The organism is Shewanella sp. YLB-07, from assembly GCF_009377275.1.
In genome coordinates this window covers 470,659-488,108 of the sequence record NZ_VOQB01000005.1, presented here as the reverse complement: position 1 = coordinate 488,108, position 17,450 = coordinate 470,659, and the positions used below count along the sequence as shown (strand labels likewise).

The 17,450-nt window shown below is 46.4% G+C and carries 20 protein-coding genes; 9 read left to right on the top strand and 11 right to left on the bottom strand.

Annotated features, from left to right (window positions below; translation table 11 throughout):
* Nucleotides 1-61: 61 nt before the first annotated feature.
* Nucleotides 62-877 (top strand): hypothetical protein, encoded by an 816-nt coding sequence (locus FS373_RS14090; protein WP_152829660.1) that lies wholly within the window; start codon nt 62-64, stop codon nt 875-877.
* Between the two features lie 109 nt (nt 878-986).
* A complete protein-coding gene (locus FS373_RS14085; protein ID WP_144048051.1) occupies nt 987-1,355 on the top strand; it encodes a hypothetical protein in 369 nt (122 codons plus the stop codon).
* An 8-nt stretch (nt 1,356-1,363) separates the two neighbouring features.
* Here the strand turns inward: FS373_RS14085 and FS373_RS14080 are convergent, their stop codons facing one another.
* Nucleotides 1,364-2,251, bottom strand: coding sequence for a LysR family transcriptional regulator (locus tag FS373_RS14080; protein ID WP_144048050.1), 888 nt, complete (start codon nt 2,249-2,251; stop codon nt 1,364-1,366).
* A gap of 153 nt (nt 2,252-2,404) precedes the next feature.
* Between FS373_RS14080 and FS373_RS14075 the strand changes: the two genes are divergently transcribed.
* Together FS373_RS14075 and FS373_RS14070 are read left to right on the top strand one after the other, a co-directional pair.
* Complete coding sequence (locus FS373_RS14075) at nt 2,405-3,079, top strand: pirin family protein (RefSeq protein ID WP_152829659.1); 675 nt, start codon at nt 2,405-2,407, stop codon at nt 3,077-3,079.
* Nucleotides 3,080-3,172: 93 nt separating this feature from the next.
* Entirely contained in the window at nt 3,173-3,790 is a 618-nt protein-coding gene (locus FS373_RS14070; protein ID WP_144048048.1) for an isochorismatase family protein, read from the top strand.
* 67 nt (nt 3,791-3,857) lie between these two features.
* Here FS373_RS14070 and FS373_RS14065 read toward each other — a convergent pair whose 3' ends face one another.
* Complete coding sequence (locus tag FS373_RS14065) at nt 3,858-4,649, bottom strand: ABC transporter permease (RefSeq protein ID WP_152829658.1); 792 nt, start codon at nt 4,647-4,649, stop codon at nt 3,858-3,860.
* A 202-nt stretch (nt 4,650-4,851) separates the two neighbouring features.
* Here FS373_RS14065 and mpl point away from each other — a divergent pair, with 202 nt between their 5' ends.
* From mpl to FS373_RS14040, 5 genes are all read left to right on the top strand, one after another.
* Nucleotides 4,852-6,267: a UDP-N-acetylmuramate:L-alanyl-gamma-D-glutamyl-meso-diaminopimelate ligase gene (gene mpl, locus FS373_RS14060; protein ID WP_144048046.1), complete on the top strand. Its 1,416-nt coding sequence runs from the start codon at nt 4,852-4,854 to the stop codon at nt 6,265-6,267.
* A 52-nt stretch (nt 6,268-6,319) separates the two neighbouring features.
* Nucleotides 6,320-6,982 (top strand): flavin prenyltransferase UbiX, encoded by a 663-nt coding sequence (locus FS373_RS14055; RefSeq protein ID WP_144048045.1) that lies wholly within the window; start codon nt 6,320-6,322, stop codon nt 6,980-6,982.
* 41 nt (nt 6,983-7,023) lie between these two features.
* A complete protein-coding gene (gene hpt / locus FS373_RS14050) occupies nt 7,024-7,554 on the top strand; it encodes a hypoxanthine phosphoribosyltransferase (protein WP_144048044.1) in 531 nt (176 codons plus the stop codon).
* A 207-nt stretch (nt 7,555-7,761) separates the two neighbouring features.
* Nucleotides 7,762-8,787, top strand: a complete 1,026-nt coding sequence (locus FS373_RS14045) for an ABC transporter ATP-binding protein (protein ID WP_152829657.1) — start codon at nt 7,762-7,764, stop codon at nt 8,785-8,787.
* Nucleotides 8,788-8,789: 2 nt separating this feature from the next.
* Complete coding sequence (locus FS373_RS14040) at nt 8,790-9,560, top strand: ABC transporter permease (RefSeq protein WP_144049105.1); 771 nt, start codon at nt 8,790-8,792, stop codon at nt 9,558-9,560.
* Nucleotides 9,561-9,652: 92 nt separating this feature from the next.
* On the opposite strand, the gene FS373_RS14035 is transcribed toward FS373_RS14040, so the two are convergent.
* From FS373_RS14035 to sfsA, 9 genes are all read right to left on the bottom strand, one after another.
* The gene (locus FS373_RS14035) at nt 9,653-10,036 is read right to left on the bottom strand and encodes a DUF4144 family protein (RefSeq protein ID WP_144048043.1); all 384 of its coding nucleotides are present in this window, start codon (nt 10,034-10,036) and stop codon (nt 9,653-9,655) included.
* An 85-nt stretch (nt 10,037-10,121) separates the two neighbouring features.
* Nucleotides 10,122-10,691: a DUF4124 domain-containing protein gene (locus FS373_RS14030; protein ID WP_152829656.1), complete on the bottom strand. Its 570-nt coding sequence runs from the start codon at nt 10,689-10,691 to the stop codon at nt 10,122-10,124.
* Nucleotides 10,692-11,140: 449 nt separating this feature from the next.
* Nucleotides 11,141-11,986: a pantoate--beta-alanine ligase gene (gene panC / locus FS373_RS14025; RefSeq protein ID WP_144048042.1), complete on the bottom strand. Its 846-nt coding sequence runs from the start codon at nt 11,984-11,986 to the stop codon at nt 11,141-11,143.
* A gap of 153 nt (nt 11,987-12,139) precedes the next feature.
* Nucleotides 12,140-12,934, bottom strand: coding sequence for a 3-methyl-2-oxobutanoate hydroxymethyltransferase (panB, locus tag FS373_RS14020; RefSeq protein WP_144048041.1), 795 nt, complete (start codon nt 12,932-12,934; stop codon nt 12,140-12,142).
* Nucleotides 12,935-13,019: 85 nt separating this feature from the next.
* Nucleotides 13,020-13,511, bottom strand: coding sequence for a 2-amino-4-hydroxy-6-hydroxymethyldihydropteridine diphosphokinase (gene folK / locus FS373_RS14015; protein WP_144048040.1), 492 nt, complete (start codon nt 13,509-13,511; stop codon nt 13,020-13,022).
* Complete coding sequence (locus tag FS373_RS14010) at nt 13,511-14,881, bottom strand: polynucleotide adenylyltransferase PcnB (protein ID WP_144048039.1); 1,371 nt, start codon at nt 14,879-14,881, stop codon at nt 13,511-13,513. The genes folK and FS373_RS14010 overlap by 1 nt, the downstream gene beginning before the upstream one ends.
* A 224-nt stretch (nt 14,882-15,105) precedes the next feature.
* Nucleotides 15,106-15,978 carry a tRNA glutamyl-Q(34) synthetase GluQRS gene (gene gluQRS, locus FS373_RS14005; RefSeq protein ID WP_144048038.1) on the bottom strand — a complete coding sequence of 291 codons (873 nt, stop codon included), beginning with the start codon at nt 15,976-15,978 and terminating at the stop codon, nt 15,106-15,108.
* Between the two features lie 137 nt (nt 15,979-16,115).
* Complete coding sequence (gene dksA, locus FS373_RS14000; protein WP_144048037.1) at nt 16,116-16,559, bottom strand: RNA polymerase-binding protein DksA; 444 nt, start codon at nt 16,557-16,559, stop codon at nt 16,116-16,118.
* A 159-nt stretch (nt 16,560-16,718) separates the two neighbouring features.
* Entirely contained in the window at nt 16,719-17,435 is a 717-nt protein-coding gene (gene sfsA / locus FS373_RS13995; protein ID WP_144048036.1) for a DNA/RNA nuclease SfsA, read from the bottom strand.
* Nucleotides 17,436-17,450 lie beyond the last annotated feature (15 nt).

The window sequence follows — 17,450 nt, the reverse complement described above, 5'->3', positions numbered from 1 at the left end:
AAATGAGCTGGCTCGTCTATTGCTTGGTATTTATTACTGCATATGATTTTTGAGGTGCATTATGAAATCGGCAATTTTGAGAGTTAATAGTAATTATAAGGTGGCTCGTGGCCTAGCTGTATTGAGCCTGATCAGTACCGGTGAGAAACTCAACTCTCGCGGTTTTTCTCAAAGAAAAAACACTCAGAATAAGAGAAGAAAGCCTAGAATCAGACTTCCTTATGCCTGGTTTGGGATCCTGTGTTGTCTTTTCATCGTACAGGCGAGTGCCGCCGTAGAATCTGATTATCCTACTTTAGGAAACAATTTCTTTGATGCTTATGACTATCAATATATGGCGGAGCCAAATCGTTCAGACAAAACATTAGGAAAGAGCAAAGAGAGTAAATCGAGGCTTAATCTCAACTTCAATTCCAGTGAGAATTTGTTAGTGGTGGAGTACCACTTCAGTCCGCAGTGGCAAGTGTCTTTCGAATCACTACGGATCGGTGGGAGTATGTTTTTCGCCGATAGCTTATATCAACCTACTTGGCGTTATCTGGATTCTGATCGCTATAGTGATCCGGTTAGTTCTTATGCTAGCAGTTCGTATAGCAATGGCTTATATGAAGGTTGGGGAGCGAGTGTGGTTCGTACTTTTAAGTTAACTGGTAGGCTCTCCAGTCAGATCTATTTTGGTGCCTATCATTGGCAGGAAGAGAGGCTCAATTTTTCAGGAGCAGATAAAGATGCTTCAAGGGGCATATCTCCCTACGGAGGGGGTGGGATCAAGTATCGTTTATCAGATGAAGTGAGCATTATGCTGGATTGGAATCACTTTGAGATACAGGGAGAGAATCATGATCAGCTAGGACTCAAGTTTCAATATCGGTTTTAAAATAGCGATCATCATCGCAGTGATACAAGTTGTATCTCTTAAGTGTTTTACTGTTCAACATGTTAAATAGTATTGTTGTGCTTGTACTATGATTGTCTTGGCGGTAATTATGACCATAACCAGTGTTGGAGCCCCTGTTAACGGGCTAAGTAACAATTCAGTGAACTCACCACCAAGCAACCAAGGGGGAGTTACAGCCGCTACTCAAGTAACTGAATTTTCACAAGTGCATCTATCATCTGAAGCTAGGCAGCTGAGTGCTCAGTCTACTCAAGCCAGTCAATCTATGAATGCAGATGTAGCCTCTTTGAACTCGAACCCACCTCCAGAAAAAGAGGACTCATCTTGGTTTGAGGATGCGCTAGACTCAATCTTGCCCGATGACTCAGTAACCAAAGAAGATGATTGTACCTGCACTGTGGGCAAATACTTAAAAGCAGCGGCATCCATAGGCAGTGTTATTGCCCTTTTCATCTGATATTTGCGTTAATCATTTTCAAATACCTCTGCTAGAAAACTCAACATAGAACGCACTTTAGGTGTGATGCTCTTATGACTTGGATAGAGCGCATAAACTTTTGAAGGGGCACATTGCCAATCTGATAATAGCTGTATGAGTTTTCCTTCGTTAATCGCATCATCACACAGGTAAGCGGGTAGCAAAGTCACCCCGCAACCGGATATACAGAGGTGACTAAGAGAGAGAAAATCGTTTACTTCTACTTTAGGCTTTATCTGCACTTGCTCTATGACCTCGGCTTGACGTAACTGCCACTGATATTTTGGCATACTACTGGTCATAAACAGACTTGGTAGTTGTGCTAACTCACTAGGATGTGCGGGCAATATATGTCTATCTATGAGTGATGGACTTGCGCATAGTTTCCTATCTAATTGACCTAAGTATTTAGCAATAAGGCTAGAGTCCTCTAACTCTCCTATTCTAATCGCCAGATCGAATCCTTCCTCAACGAGATCGATACGCCTATTTGTCAGTTCGAGACTCACGTTCACATCTGGATACAGCTCAGTATACTCATCTAGATACTTACTGATGATCTGCTGTCCAATGGTGACTGAGGCGCAGATTTTTAGTTGGCCTCTCGGGCTTTCAACTAAATGGTCGACGCATAACTCCGCCGACTCCACTTCTTCCTGAATACGTTGGCAGTGTTGTAGGTATATTTGGCCTACTTCGGTAAGGTGAATACTGCGAGTCGTGCGTTCGATCAGCCGTACGCCCAGATGTGTTTCTAATCGGGTGAGCTTGCGACTGATGTTAGATTTTGGCAGATTCAGCACCTCGGCGGCCTTGGTAAAGCTACCCGCTTTGATCACCTCGGAAAATACCAACATATCATTGATGTTTTGCACTGCTATCACTCTCCTTTGTAAGTCAAATTCAATTGTAACCTTAAATGGAACAGTTGTTTCTATTTTGTCATGTTTATCCCATTTATTTAGATGGCTATGATTAATACATCGCCAGCCACTTAGGGCTGTATTGACAAGGTTAAGGAGTCACAAATGGAAGTTTTAACAAAATCAGAGCTACGAGAAGGTGGTTTTGCCGGATTAAAAGAACATCAGTTTGTGATGGGCAAGAAAGCCTTCGGTTCAAATCGTAATCCACAGACATGGGACGGCTTAGGACATTTCGTTTATTTAGCCGACGCCAGGTTTATGCCCAAAGGCGAGACCTTGATGCATGGTCATAGAGAGGTGGACGTGATCTCTGTGATGGTAAAGGGCCGCATCAATCATGAAGGCTCGCTAGAACACGGCCAGATGATGAATGCTAAGCAAGCTCAAGTGCAGAGGGCTGGCGGGGAAGGTTTTTCACATAATGAGGTCAATCCAGATAGTGAAGAGAACCAGATGATCCAGCTTTGGGTTCTTCCAGAGCGTAGCGGAGAAAAAGCCGGCTACAAGTTATATAGCCCAAAAACCGGAGAGCTAACGCGGATCTACGGAGGTGAGGTTGGGCAAGATAAAACCTTCGATAGCCGTACACAGATAAGCGTCGCCAATCTGCAAGAGGGTCATCGCTTTGAACAGAATACAGCAAGTTTAGTGTATGTCAGTGAAGGTAAGGTTGAGATTGATGGATCGCTTATTGAGGCCGGCACGCTGGTGCGCAGCGATGCTTTTAAGCTGGTGGCGTTAACCAGTGCTCAAGTCATAGTGATCGATAAAGTCTAGCCAATAAGAGCCGAGCTAATATTCGGCTCAGAAACATATTCAAATGAATAAATAGCATCTATTTATAATATTTCAGATGAAAGGAAAATAAAAATGAGTAAGTTTTCAGAAGTTCTAACACCGGATAATGCCGTACTTGCCATGATAGATCATCAGACCGGCTTATTGGTTAGCTGCGCCGATGAACATCCACTTGTGGTTAAAAATAACATCCAAGGCTTGTGTAATATGGCCAAAACCTTAGGTTTACCTTCGGTGGTGACTGCGAGTCTAGCCGACGGGCCTAATGGTCCTATTATGCCAGAAATCACCGAGATCTTAGGTGATAAGGTGATCAATCGTGAGGGAGAGATTAACGCCTGGCACAGCTCAGCGTTTAAATCTGCTATCGAAGCCACGGATCGTAAGAAGATCATCATGGCGGGGATTGTGACCGATGTCTGCCTGATGTTTCCAGCCTTGAGTGCAGTTGAAGAAGGCTATGATGTCTATGCGGTTATCGATGCATCGGCTACCTGGAATAAGACGGTGCAGCAAGCTTCTATTCATAGATTGACACAGGCGGGCGTAAAAGTGACAACCTGGGCATCGGTTTTAGCGGAGATAATGTCTGATTGGCGCAGTGACAAAGGCATGGAGCTGGGGCAGGTATTAGCAGACCATACGACCTCATATAATTATGTGATGAATAGTTACTTTGCAAGAAGCTAGTCTTAGCTTAAGTCACTCAATATGTCCTGAGCCCTTGCATAAATCTGTAGGGCTCTAGTTTTATGGGTCATTTTTTCCTTATAACGACTCTAATTAATCCACTGGGTTCGATGCAAGATCTGATGGATAAGATCAATGACAATGTGACCGAGACTGTCAGCATTACAAATATGGCGACTAATATCACTAACTGATACTTAATTGCCACCATAGGATCGCTGCCACCTAAAATTTGACCTGTCATCATGCCTGGCAGCGTGACTAAGCCCGTGGTGGTCATAGAGGCGAGGATAGGAGCTAATGACTGCTTCAATGCCGACTGCATAAAGGGAAAGGCGGCCTGATAGGGGGTAACCCCCAATGCCAGCGCTCCTTCATATTGATCTTTTTGCTCCTCGAAGGCGGAAAACAGTCTCTGTAATGCGACAATATTACCACTCAAGCAATTTCCCAGTAACATGCCAGCCATAGGGATCATATATTGGGCGTTATATAGGGGTGTTGGCTTTAATAGCGCAAGCAGTAAAATAGCGATTAAAGGCGTTACTCCTACTATTAGTCCGGTAATGACGGGGAGATAGAGGCGTCGCTTAGGCAGCTTGGCACTACCGATTATGGCGCTGGCACCGATAAGTAACATTAAGCTAAGCCAAATTAAGTTGAGCGATAAACTGTTAAGTTCAAACAGGAACTGCAGATAAAGTCCGACTAGGATCAGCTGAATCGTCATGCGTAAAACGGCTGAGGTTATTTCCTTTGCGAGCGCTAACTTTAGATATCGATTGATGAAGAAGGGAATGAGCAAGATCAGCATAAACAGGGCGAGTTGAACCCAGGAGATATCAATAGTCGACTGCATATGTAAAGTTAGGCGCTTATTGGTGGTTAAGAAGATCAATATCTTCTATGTTGACCTCCCTAGCAAGGTGTTTCTTAGATTAGATCAGTTTATCTGGCGATATATTTTGACGCTATCATCCCCCTTAAATCATAGTTAACTGACAATGGTCTCCCATCCCGTTAGAATATGCCTCAAATTATTCATCACCAGAGCCAACTCCATGCATGTACACATCTTAGGCATCTGCGGCACCTTCATGGGTGGCCTTGCACTCCTTGCCAGAGCCGAAGGTCACAGGGTGACCGGTAGCGATGCCAATGTTTATCCGCCCATGAGCACTCAGCTCGAAGAGCAAGGCATCGAACTCATTCAAGGTTTCGATCCTAGTCAACTTGGTAGTAACGAAGATGATGCTCCGGACTTGGTGGTGATAGGCAACGCCATGAGCCGTGGGAACCCCTGCGTGGAGGCTGTGCTTAATCGCGGAATCCCTTATACCTCAGGGCCACAATTTCTGGCCGAACATGTTCTTAAGGAACGTTGGGTGCTGGCGATATCGGGGACTCATGGCAAGACCTCTACTTCGAGTATGTTGGCATGGATCTTAGAAGATTGTGGTTATGAGCCAGGTTTCCTGATTGGCGGCGTACCGCAAAATTTCGGCGTGTCTGCGCGTCTGGGTGGTTCACCGTTTTTCGTGGTGGAAGCCGACGAGTATGACAGTGCCTTTTTCGATAAACGCTCCAAGTTCGTCCATTATCTGCCGCGCACTTTAGTGATCAATAATCTCGAGTTTGATCACGCCGATATTTTTGATGACTTAAAAGCCATTCAGCGTCAGTTTCATCATGTGATACGCACCGTACCTGGAGAGGGCAAGATCATCTGGCCTAAAGACAGCGAGGCGGTGCAGCAAGTGATCGACATGGGCTGTTGGAGTGAGCAAGAGGTTTATACTAGGAACTGCTCGGATGTTATAGCGGATAATAAAGGCTCGTCTGCTGCGGACAACCAAGGAATTTGGTCTAGTAAGCTTATTGCCGCTGACGGCCACAAGTTCGAGCTGTTCTTCGATGGCGAGTCTCAAGGCATCTTAGATTGGAGCTTGATCGGTCAGCACAATGTGGAGAATGCTACTATGGCTATCGCTGCGGCTCGACATGTGGGCGTTAAGCCTGAATCAGCTATCCAAGCCTTGACTCAATTCGAGCCCCCTAAACGTCGCATGGAGCTTATTGGTGAAGTTAATGGCGTTGAGGTTTATGATGATTTTGCTCATCATCCTACCGCTATCGCTACCACGTTGCAGGGCTGCCGTGCCAAGGTGGGAGAGGCCAAGATAACCATTATCCTGGAGCCACGCTCCAACACCATGAAGAGCGGCGTTCACAAGGATACCTTGGCAGGCTCCATGTCTCTTGCCGACCAGGCTTATCTCTACCAGGCCGACAGCATCGATTGGGATATCGAAGCTGCGATGGAAAAAGCCGAGCTACCCGTATCTGTGCTATATGACATAGATGAGATAGTGGATACTGTCGCTAGCAAGGCGAAAAGTGGCGACACCATCATTATCATGAGCAATGGCGGTTTCGGTGGCTTGCATAAGAAGCTGCTAGAGAAGTTGAAAGGTTAGCACTAAGTCCTAGAACCTAGGCTCTAGTTCCTAGGAACTTAAAGAGAGAAATATGAGTTACCCAAAAAAACAAAAGTCGATCAGTTTGGCCTGGACGGGGGCCTCGGGGGCACCTTATGGGCTCAAGTTACTCGAGTGCTTGTTAGTTGCCGATTATCAGGTTTTCTTGATGATCTCCAGCGCCGCGCGTGTGGTGCTGGCCACCGAGGAAGCTGTTCAGTTGAGTGCCAATGGCAAAAAATCCGAGCAACAGTTACTCGACTTGTTTGCCGAGAGGGCTGAGTCTTCGCTTAAAGGTTCGCTACATGTGCTGGGTAAGGATGAGTGGTTCTCACCGCCTGCATCGGGCTCGGCAGCGCCGAAACAGATGGTGATCTGCCCCTGCAGTACAGGCACTCTAGCGGCAGTAGCCACAGGAATGAGCAACAGTTTGCTCGAACGCGCCGCCGATGTAGTCATTAAAGAACGTGGTCAGCTTATCTTAGTACCCAGGGAAACTCCCTTTAGTTCCATACATTTAGAGCATATGTTGTCCCTGTCTAAGCTTGGGGTGACCATAATGCCGGCGGCACCCGGATTTTATCATGATCCCAAATCGGTGCAAGATCTGGTAAACTTCATGGTCGCCCGAATTCTTGACCATCTGGGCGTCGAGCATGATTTAACAAATCGTTGGGGTTATGATAAAAATAACGCCGAAGATAGTGATAAATAAGACACTTTATAGAGTCAGTTGAAAGCAAAGTTGAGAGAGTTATGAAACACACGATTGAAGAGATGATTTCCGCCGAGGAGATTGATCTAATACTGAATCAGTTAGCCGAGAAGATTAATACTCATTATGCTGACAGCGAGCGCCTGTTGATGGTGGGCCTGCTGAAAGGTTCTGTGGTCTTTATGGCTGATCTATGTCGTCTCATCAAGGGCCATGTGGAGATCGATTTTATGTCGGTTTCTAGTTATGGCAATGCCATGACCAGCACACGTGAAGTGAAGATCCTCAAGGATGTGCAGTCTGACATCAAGGGGCGTGATGTGCTGATCGTAGAAGATCTTATCGATTCGGGTCATACACTCAATAAGATCCGTGAAATGTTATTACTGCGTGAGCCAAAGAGCCTGGCGCTCTGTACTTTGCTCGATAAGCCCGAGGGGCGCGAGGTCGATGTACCGATAGACTTTATCGGTCTTACCATTCCTAATGAGTTCATTGTTGGCTATGGTATCGATTATGCGGAGCAGTACCGTAACTTGCCCTACATAGCTAAAGTGATCCCTTCAGAATAAGTACTCCAATCGGTTATCGAAGAGAGTTTTATTTGAAAAACCCGCACTTTGCGGGTTTTTTTTTGTACAAATGTCCCAATATAAGTTCATTCAGTCTCTGAGTATCGATGCAGCTATAATGACTAGCTTCATTTACTGATAACAATAAGTTATTCAATGGGACACATTCAGATTTTTTGCCAGTGACATACTGGAATTAGGATATACATGGTGAATACAAAGAAGTCCCCGGTTTACGCCCTCGAAATCAAAGATCTAAAGAAAACCTATAAAGGTGGTGTCGAGGCAGTAAAAGGGATCAGTTTAACGGTGGAGAAGGGAGATTTCTTCGCGCTGCTTGGCCCCAATGGGGCAGGCAAGTCCACCACCATAGGTGTGATTAGCTCACTGGTACAGAAGTCTTCAGGTAAGGTATCTGTGTTTGAACACGATATCGACAAGGAGCTGGAACTGGCCAAGTTGCGTATTGGCCTGGTACCCCAGGAATTCAACTTTAACCAGTTTGAAAAAGTGCTACAGATTGTGGTCAATCAGGCTGGCTATTATGGGGTGAAGAAAGATGTCGCCTTGGAGCGCGCCGAGAAGTACCTGACTCAGCTGGATCTTTGGGAGAAGCGTGATAGCCCGGCTAGAGCCTTGTCTGGTGGCATGAAGCGCCGATTGATGATAGCACGTGCCTTGATGCATGAACCTCAACTGTTGATCTTAGATGAACCGACTGCGGGGGTGGATATTGAGTTGAGACGCTCCATGTGGACCTTCCTCACCGAGCTTAATGAGCAAGGTGTAACCATTATCTTGACCACTCATTACCTCGAAGAGGCCGAAATGTTGTGCCGTAATATCGGTATCATAGATAAGGGGATCTTGGTCGAATGCACCAGCATGAAATCTTTGCTGAGCCGATTAAATATGGAGACCTTCGTGTTGGATCTTGGGACAGACTTGAGTGTCGAGCCGAGTCTCGATGGTATCAAGTGCCGCCTGAGTGACAGCCATACTTTGGAAGTGGACGTGGCCAAGGAGCAGAGCCTCAATGCTGTGTTTTCCCAGCTCACTAAGCTGGGAATAGAGGTGTTGTCTATGCGTAACAAGGCTAACCGATTGGAGGAGCTGTTTGTGGAGCTGGTGGAGAAGGGATCCATTGAACCACAGAGGAGCTGTGAGCAGCAGGCGAGTAATGGAGCCTCAGCCAATAAAGAAGCTTCAGCCAGCAAAGGAACGTCATCATGAACATGAAAGCCCTGTATGCCACGGCATTTAAGAGTATTTTGACCAAAGAGATCAATCGTTTTACTCGTATCTGGGTACAAACCTTAGTACCGCCAGCGATCAGTATGACCTTGTACTTCCTCATCTTCGGTAACTTGGTGGGTAAGCGGATAGGAGAGATGGGCGGCGTTACTTATATGGAGTTTATCGCTCCTGGTCTGATTATGATGTCGGTGATCACCGCCTCATATTCCAACGTGGCTTCGTCATTTTTCAGCGCTAAGTTTCAGCGAAACCTGGAGGAGCTGATCGTGGCACCCGTGCCGCACTACGTGATGATTGCCGGTTATGTGGGGGGCGGCGTAGTCCGCGGTCTGTGCGTGGGCACCATCGTGACCTTAGTGGCCATGTTCTTCGTCGATATTAGCCTGCATCATGTGGGTTTAGTGGTATTGACTGTGTTGCTGACTTCTATTCTGTTCTCTCTGGGTGGCCTTATCAATGCCATATTCGCTAACAGCTACGATGATATCAGCATAGTGCCTACTTTCGTGCTGACGCCATTGACCTATCTCGGTGGCGTGTTCTATTCACTGTCGTTGTTACCCGATTTTTGGCAAGGGGTGTCTAAGCTGAATCCTGTGGTGTACATGATCAATGTATTTCGTTACGGTTTCTTGGGGTATGCGGACATGAGCGTGCCTTTCTCCATCGCTGTGATGGTGGGTTTCTGTGTTGGCTTATGGACCTTAGCTTATTATCTAATAAGCCGTGGAATAGGCTTACGTAGTTAAAGTCAGTGAGTCATAAGGTATGAGATCCTAGGTTTAAGCCTCTAGGATCTCGTTTCCTAGCGCCTAACTTCCTGTTACCTACTAGCCTTCTTCTAGCTTTCTTCTAAAAACTTCATCATATCGAATACCTGTTTGACCGTGTTTGCGCCTAGCTTAGCGGTACAACAGTGGCCTAAGGTGCTAGCGTGCAATCTGACACGGGTTAATACTTGCTTCTGTTCAAGTGACTCGGTGGCGACTAACCAGTTTAGATGTTTGTTCGGCTTCCCATTGTCTATGTGTTTTAATTTGAGACGATAGGTTATCCCCGATGAGTCGAACAACTGGCTCATTTCGTCAATGTGCCCTTGGGCTTCTATCTCCCAGTCTTGTTCATTATCAAGATAAATTAATTCATCATGATCGGCATGGATTAATATTGCGGGCCACAGGATCTTGCTATGAATTGCTGAGGTAAGCTGAGTCGTATCTTTCATTTTATCAATATCACTTATCTTGCGGCATTAGTGTTTGCTATGAATTGCTGAGGTAATCTGGGCGGTATCTTTCATTCTATCAATCTCACTTATCTTCTGGTGTCGGCTCGGCCTCTATCTGCATTTTTTGGGTTTTGAGAAGGTTTATAGTGGCTTGATTATTGTCGATAAGGTCATCGAAATAAGTATTCAGCTCTTCGATCTCGGTAAGGTATTCAGAGTCACTCTTATTTTTCTTTTCCCAATAGCGCTTACGTTCAATTTTTTGCAACTCGCTGGATTTGAGGATATCAAAATAACTGAGTTCCTGATTTAATCGGTATAGTTCGCCATTGAGTAGCTGCAGTAATTTTTCCTTTGAGATTGTTTGCTTACTCAGTAGTGCCGTTTGCATAGGGTCGAGTTTTTTCTCACGTTTATCTGAATCTGTTTCTGTGGTGATCCCAAGTTCATACTCTATCTTATGCTGACTAAACTCTTTCGGGCATATCGTCTGGCTAAAGACGACTTTATTGTCTTTGACACATTTATAAATACTATTGGCCTGAGCCGAGTTAACCAGAGTACCTGATAATAGACAAGCCGCCAAAAGGTAACCGAATCTAAATTGATAGGGGGGGAATTGAGTTCTTTTAGTTTGGATCTCTCTCGCCATTGGGCTTAACTTCCTTTGTTATACCATTCCATATAAGTATCTGGTCAGTTCAGATACTTACTCGGAATGGTATTACCTGTCATTCCATGTCCCGATAAATAATGTATGGGCCAAGGTTTAGCCGACTGTTTATTGGGTAATTTCCCAAACATCCTTTAGTCGTGATCATCTTATGTCGCTATTCTAACATTTTTATTTTTATTTTTATTTCTATTGATAATATGAGTAATACTATGGCGTAAGTTTTTCGATAAAACCAGTTTTTACACTTTCAACTTGCCCGGGAAAGCTTGTGTCCATGTGTGAAGCTTGGGTTGATTTTAAGATAAATATTTCAGACTGATCAGAAGGGCTTGAGTATAGATATTGAGAAAGGGAATTAAAGGGCACCCATAGGTGCCCTGAATTGATTCTAATGGGGGAAGTTCTCTTGTGAGACTTGTGTGGGGCTAGCGCTCGAAGCAGAGGTTATCGATCAAGCGGGTTGCGCCCATATAGGCTGCGGCGACAATCACTAAAGCTTCTTGTTCATCCCTGGCTGGCGAGAGATCGGTGGAACTGCGAACCTCTAGATAGTCAGGCTTGAAACCTGCCTCTATGAGCTTAGCTTGGGCCTTGTCAATAACGCCTATAATAGCCTGACCAGATTGAATCTCTTCAGACATGGTATCCAACACCTGTTTTAGTGTCGCGGCCTGCACTTTCTGTGGCTGACTCAGGTAACCATTTCGAGAACTCATGGCCAGACCCGACTCTTCACGTATAGTTTCTACTCCTATTATTTCGATAGGCATAGAGAGATCTTCGACCATGGTCTTGATCACTAAAAGTTGTTGGAAGTCTTTTTTACCAAATAGGGCAACATCGGGTTGGACGATATTAAATAGCTTGCACACTATGGTAGCGACGCCACGAAAATGACCTGGACGGCTTGCTCCACACAGTTCATCACCGATCTTGGGGACTTCGACATAAGTCTGTTGTTCCATGCCCTTGGGATAGATAATTTTTGGAGTAGGAGTAAACAGTAGTTCAGCCCCGGCATCTGCCAGCGCCAGTTGATCGGCGGCTAACGTTCTGGGGTAAGCGTCGAGATCTTCATTCTGGCCAAACTGCATAGGGTTGACGAAAATAGAGGCGACTACATGGTCGGCTCGTTTTACCGCTTCTTTGATAAGAGTGATATGGCCTAAGTGCAAGTTACCCATAGTGGGGACGAAGGCGACGGTTTCGCCCTTGGCGTGCCAGGCACGAACTTGCTCACGTATCTGTGTAATCTCTTGGGTGGTGATCATCTTGATTGGGCCTATCACTGCTCTAAGTTAAGGGCTGCCTTATGGCAATCCTTAGCAATTTTCTTATTTTTAGTTATCAGTATCGCCGGCTAAAACCTGTGTCAGGCCGGCAACGTTTATTCATCGTTCTAGCTAAAGGGACAAGATTATTGTCTAGCTAAATGTATGGTCACTGCCCGGGAATATTCCTTTCTCGACTTCATCGATATAAGCGCGAATGGCCTCACGAATTTCACCGGTCTGCTTCAGGTAATTCTTAGAGAAGCGAGGAATATAGCCACTGGAGATCCCGAGTACGTCATGCATGACCAAGATTTGTCCATCTGTGCCAGCGCCTGCACCTATGCCTATCACAGGGATCGTCAGGGCTTCACTGATGGCCTTTGCTAATGGCGCCGGAATACACTCGACGACCAAAAGCTGAGCGCCGGCGGCTTCTATCGCTTTGGCTTCATCTAAGATGCGCTGAGCATTGTCCGCATCACGCCCCTGGATCTTAAAGCCACCGAATACATGTACCGACTGAGGGGTAAGACCCAGGTGAGCACATACTGGAATGCCACGTTCGGTGAGCTTAGTCACAGTCTCTAACAGCCAGTGGCCGCCTTCAACCTTGACCATGTTGGCACCAGCTTGCATCAGAATAGCAGCATTGGCCATTGCCTGCTCAGGGGTGGCATAGCTCATAAAGGGCATGTCGGCGATAAGTAGAGCACGCTTTACTCCGCGACGAACGCAGCGAGTGTGATAGGCGATATCTTCGACCGAGACCGGCAGAGTATCATCATGTCCTTGAAGCACCATACCCATAGAGTCGCCTACGAGTAATACATCAACTCCTTCACTGTCGAAGGCGCTGGCAAAACTTGCATCATAGGCCGTGAGTGAAGTGAACTTTTTACCTTCCTGCTTAAACTTGAGCAGGGTAGAGCTAGTTATCTTAGACATAGTGACTTTCTTAAATCTGATTAAAAAACGGTTATGAATCCTTGATAGAGAGCTGTTATAAGCTAACTCCCATCAGAGTTCAATACTATCTGACTATTTGTTCTAATTCTGCTGCCAAATCTACATCGATAAGACTATTGAGTGCTGTGCCACATGGCAGTGTCAGCTCAGGTGCTATTTCGGCAAGGGGAATAAGCACGAAGCTGCGTTGTTTCATACCATAGTGGGGAACAGTGAGTCTGGGAGTATCTATGGTCTGATTATCATAGAGTAAGAGATCGAGATCTAAGGTGCGCGGCCCCCAACGTTCTAATCTTACCCGGCCCTGTTCATTCTCTATCTGCTGTAATACATCTAATAGCTCGATGGGATCTAGGCTAGTATGGAAGCAGGCAACGGCATTAACATAATCAGGCTGCACTACATCGCCCATGGGAGCCGAGCGATAGTAAGAGGATATTGTGAGTGCGGGCTTAATATTCGAGTCAGCCAGCTCGAGCAGTGCCTTACAGGCGCTGTCGAGCTGAGATTCGGGCTCTGTCAGGTTTGCCCCGAGAGCAAGATAAACCTTGGCCATTAGCCGACTGGCTTATCCGTTGATGGGGACGCAGCTTGATTGCCTGAATTAGCGCTTTTGTTGTTTTCCGATGGCTTCTCGGTCGGTTGGCTACTTGACTGCTCGCCTGAATTAGGTGATGTCCTCTTGGCCGATGGTTTACGACGACGGCGCTGATTCGAGTTACGATTACGGCTGCCCTTGTTAACTGAGCGAGCGATGACGCTACGTTGCTCTTCGCCGCCTTCGACAAAGCTCTTCCACCAAGCGGCAGATTTAGCCACAGCGCCACCTTCTGCGCTTGCTCTAAGCAATAGCAGGTCATAGGCTGCGCGGAATTTAGGATGTTCGATAAACTTGAAGGCGCGTGTCCCTTGATTACGATCGAATCTTAGCTGCAGCTGCCAGATATCTTTCGCTGGCGTACTAAAGCGGCGTGGAATACTGATGGTACTGCACTGTTGCTCCATCACGTCGCCCATGGCGGCATAATAGGCATCATAGAGACTTAAACCACCCTCTAAAGCGATATCATCGGCGCGTTGGCTCAGAGGGTACCAGAGAATCGCGGCGTAGAAGAACGCAGGTGTGACAGTTTTTTCGGCTTTTACCCGAGAATCTGTGCTCTCCATTATGCTCTGCATCATCTTAGACGCCGGGCCTTCAGGCTCATCGACAAGCAGACTATTGACCAGAGGGAATAGCGGTTCAAACAGGCCAAAGTCACGCATCATGTTGAAGTTGTTCTGTGCTTGGCCATTGAAGAAGAGTTTAAGGATCTCTTCATACATGCGGGCCGCAGGAATATCTTTCAGCAGAGGTGCCAATTCATAGATAGGTGAAGCTGTGTCTTTCTCTATGGTCATACCAAGCTTAGTGGCGAAGCGCACGGCTCTGAGCATACGCACAGGGTCTTCACGGTAGCGGGTATTGGGATCGCCTATCATTCTGATTGTACGAGACTGAAGATCCTGAAGGCCACCGCCATAGCTGTGAATGGAGAAGTCACTGATGTCGTAATAGAGGGCATTGACGGTGAAGTCACGGCGTTCGGCATCTTCATCTATGGTGCCGTAGACGTTATCACGCAGCAGTCGACCTTCGGCATTGGTCTTGGAGATCTTCTCACCCGAGTCTACGTGATGGCCACGTAGAGTGGCGACTTCGATCACATCACGGCCGAAGACGATATGGGCCAGACGAAAACGTCGGCCAATGAGTCGACAATTACGGAACAGACCTTTGATCTCTTCCGGGGTGGCATTGGTGACCACATCAAAATCTTTAGGTTGAAACCCCAGGAGAATATCGCGCACGCCGCCACCGACCAGATACGCCTTAAAGCCAGACTTATGTAAGCGATAGAGTACCTTTATGGCATTTTCGCTCATTTGTCTCCGAGAAATATCGTGATCTTGTCTCGGGACAACCTCCAGACTTAAGCCTGAATTTATCGTTTCTTCAGTCGTCTGTTGGTTATCAAATAACTGTTTACAGAATTTGCTAATACGGCGAAAAATGGGACACCTCGGAATTGCATCAGTGCTGTGCAAAAGTACTATGGGTTACAACAAGGCGGCTATGATACCCCAAATGTAACCTAATGAGTATATTCTTACGCTTGGATGATTTCTGTTTGATTGGGGACTAAGGAAAGATCGAATTGTGCGACGGCTTGAGTGACCATCTTTTCCATTTGCTGCTCAGGTGTTATCTGGACTTGGCCTAAAAAAGCTAAAGCTGAATTGAAGCTTGCCTGGGGCTGTGCCTTATCTATGGCGGCGGCATGGTTCTGTTTCGAGAGTTTCATGCCAGGCTCTGTGCAGATCAGAGGTAAGTGGAGCCATGTTGGCGGCGTTTGCTCAAACATCTGAAACAGACTTATCTGCCTGCAAGTGGGGATGAGCAAGTCACTGCCTCTTGTCACCTCGGTAATGTTCTGCAAGCCATCGTCCATCACTACTGCCAACTGATAGGCATATAAACCGTCGCTGCGCTTGATGATGAAGTCTTCGGTGGCAAAGTCTTTATCTACCTTAATCTCTCCCATCTGTAGATCGTTAAATCTGTCAATGCCAGCACGATTGCGGATGCGAATGGCGCCGCTGTGGTATGGCTGAGTGAGCCGGCCACAACGTCCATCATAAGTACCGCCCATGGCTTTGATCTGTTTACGGCTGCATTGACAGAAATACGCCTTGTCCTGTGCAATTAATTTGTCTATCTGGCTCTGATAAGCATCGAGACGGTCACTTTGATATAAGACGTCGCCATCCCAATGCAGTCCATAAGCCTCTAAGGTACGTAAGATATCATCTGTCGCTCCCGCGATTTCTCGCGGAGGATCGATATCTTCGACGCGAACCAGCCATTGGCCGTGTTGTGAGCGGGCACGCAAGTAACTGCCCAGAGCGGCAACGAGGGAACCAAGATGTAAGGGGCCTGAAGGAGAGGGGGCAAATCGGCCAATATATTGCTGGTGACTCAAATTATTTCACCTAAGACAAGATTAACCCAGGGCTGAATTTTTAGCGGGGAAGGAATTAGAGCGGGGCTAGGCCCCGCTTTATTTACTCTTGCCTATTCTTACTTAAATATTTAAGCAAGAAAACAAGATAAGTCAGATTAACCTGCCATCTGCTTTTCTTTAATCTCGGCAAGTGTCTTACAGTCGATACATTGATCGGCTGTTGGACGGGCTTCTAAACGACGAATGCCGATTTCGATGCCACAAGAATCACAGAAACCGAAGTCATCTTCTTCTATCTTCTGAAGTGTCTTCTCGATCTTCTTGATCAATTTACGTTCTCTATCACGAGCTCTAAGTTCGAGACTGAACTCCTCTTCCTGTGCTGCACGATCTACAGGGTCTGGAAAGTTAGCTGCTTCGTCTTGCATGTGGCTTAGAGTACGGTCGACCTCTTCACGCAATTGATTACGCCAAGCATCCAGAATCTTTCTGAAGTGGCCCAACTGATCTGCGTTCATGTACTCCTCACCAGGTTTTTCCTGATAAGGTTCTACACCTGCGATAGCGAGCACGCCGAGTTTTTTAGTGCCTTCTGGCATAACGCATCTCCTGTTAATCATTTGCGTTGTAGGGCGCTTGTATTTTAAGGCCGATATCTATATCAGAAACTGATAGAGCAAGCAAACTTTTTGTGTTGCGATAATGATATTCCTTGACTATGTTCCCTATTCTTAATTAATTCAACTTTTACCGCCTATTTAGAGTTTGACAGGACAGGATTTAATCAAGGATGAGCAATTTGGCGACATTTCAGCACAATATGCCAATACTTCGACGCCGGATTGATGTGCCTTGGTGAGGAGTCGGGCATATTCCGGGTCGATATGAGCGGCCGCTTGTACCGAGTCGATTCCTGTGTGCTGCACCACAAAAAGCAGCACGCCTCTATGGCCTAAAGTGACCATCTCCATTAACTCGCGAAGATGCTTCTGTCCGCGGGTGGTGACAGCGTCGGGAAAGTAGCCTTGGCCCTCTTCTAATAAGGTGCAACTTTTTACCTCTATATAACAGTCTTGCTTAGGACTCGTTGTCGATTCGTCCCGCAATAAAATATCGATACGGCTATTTTCACTGCCGTATTTTACTTCACGCTTAAGATAACTATACCCCTGAAGCTCTGTGATGACACCGGTTCTAATGGCATCCTCTGCCAGCTGGTTGGCTCTGCCGGTATTGATGCCGATAAGGTGGCCTTGGTCGGACTCGGCCAGCTCCCAGGTTCGTGAGTATTTACGTTTAGGGTTATCCGAGATGGAAAACCAGACTCTTTTCCCCTCAAACAAGCAGTTTCTCATGGAGCCGGTATTAGGGCAGTGTATGGTGACCTGGCTGCCATCTTCGAGTTCGATATCAGTAAGGAAGCGCTTGTATCTTTTTATTAATTTCCCCTGTTGGAAAGAGGGACTGAATTCCATGACTTGAGATCCGCT

Excerpts from the sequence above, each read along its gene's own strand:
- FS373_RS14070 (WP_144048048.1), top strand. The coding sequence starts at position 3,173 with ATGAGTAAGTTTTCAGAAGTTCTAACACCGGATAATGCCGTACTTGCC.
- FS373_RS14030 (WP_152829656.1), bottom strand. The coding sequence starts at position 10,691 with ATGGCGAGAGAGATCCAAACTAAAAGAACTCAATTCCCCCCCTATCAA.
- FS373_RS14010 (WP_144048039.1), bottom strand. The coding sequence starts at position 14,881 with ATGAGCGAAAATGCCATAAAGGTACTCTATCGCTTACATAAGTCTGGC.
- mpl (WP_144048046.1), top strand. The coding sequence starts at position 4,852 with ATGCATGTACACATCTTAGGCATCTGCGGCACCTTCATGGGTGGCCTT.
- FS373_RS14055 (WP_144048045.1), top strand. The coding sequence starts at position 6,320 with ATGAGTTACCCAAAAAAACAAAAGTCGATCAGTTTGGCCTGGACGGGG.
- sfsA (WP_144048036.1), bottom strand. The coding sequence starts at position 17,435 with ATGGAATTCAGTCCCTCTTTCCAACAGGGGAAATTAATAAAAAGATAC.
- FS373_RS14045 (WP_152829657.1), top strand. The coding sequence starts at position 7,762 with ATGGTGAATACAAAGAAGTCCCCGGTTTACGCCCTCGAAATCAAAGAT.
- FS373_RS14075 (WP_152829659.1), top strand. The coding sequence starts at position 2,405 with ATGGAAGTTTTAACAAAATCAGAGCTACGAGAAGGTGGTTTTGCCGGA.
- folK (WP_144048040.1), bottom strand. The coding sequence starts at position 13,511 with ATGGCCAAGGTTTATCTTGCTCTCGGGGCAAACCTGACAGAGCCCGAA.
- FS373_RS14035 (WP_144048043.1), bottom strand. The coding sequence starts at position 10,036 with ATGAAAGATACGACTCAGCTTACCTCAGCAATTCATAGCAAGATCCTG.
- FS373_RS14040 (WP_144049105.1), top strand. The coding sequence starts at position 8,790 with ATGAAAGCCCTGTATGCCACGGCATTTAAGAGTATTTTGACCAAAGAG.
- panB (WP_144048041.1), bottom strand. The coding sequence starts at position 12,934 with ATGTCTAAGATAACTAGCTCTACCCTGCTCAAGTTTAAGCAGGAAGGT.
- FS373_RS14065 (WP_152829658.1), bottom strand. The coding sequence starts at position 4,649 with ATGCAGTCGACTATTGATATCTCCTGGGTTCAACTCGCCCTGTTTATG.
- dksA (WP_144048037.1), bottom strand. The coding sequence starts at position 16,559 with ATGCCAGAAGGCACTAAAAAACTCGGCGTGCTCGCTATCGCAGGTGTA.
- hpt (WP_144048044.1), top strand. The coding sequence starts at position 7,024 with ATGAAACACACGATTGAAGAGATGATTTCCGCCGAGGAGATTGATCTA.
- FS373_RS14090 (WP_152829660.1), top strand. The coding sequence starts at position 62 with ATGAAATCGGCAATTTTGAGAGTTAATAGTAATTATAAGGTGGCTCGT.
- panC (WP_144048042.1), bottom strand. The coding sequence starts at position 11,986 with ATGATCACCACCCAAGAGATTACACAGATACGTGAGCAAGTTCGTGCC.
- FS373_RS14085 (WP_144048051.1), top strand. The coding sequence starts at position 987 with ATGACCATAACCAGTGTTGGAGCCCCTGTTAACGGGCTAAGTAACAAT.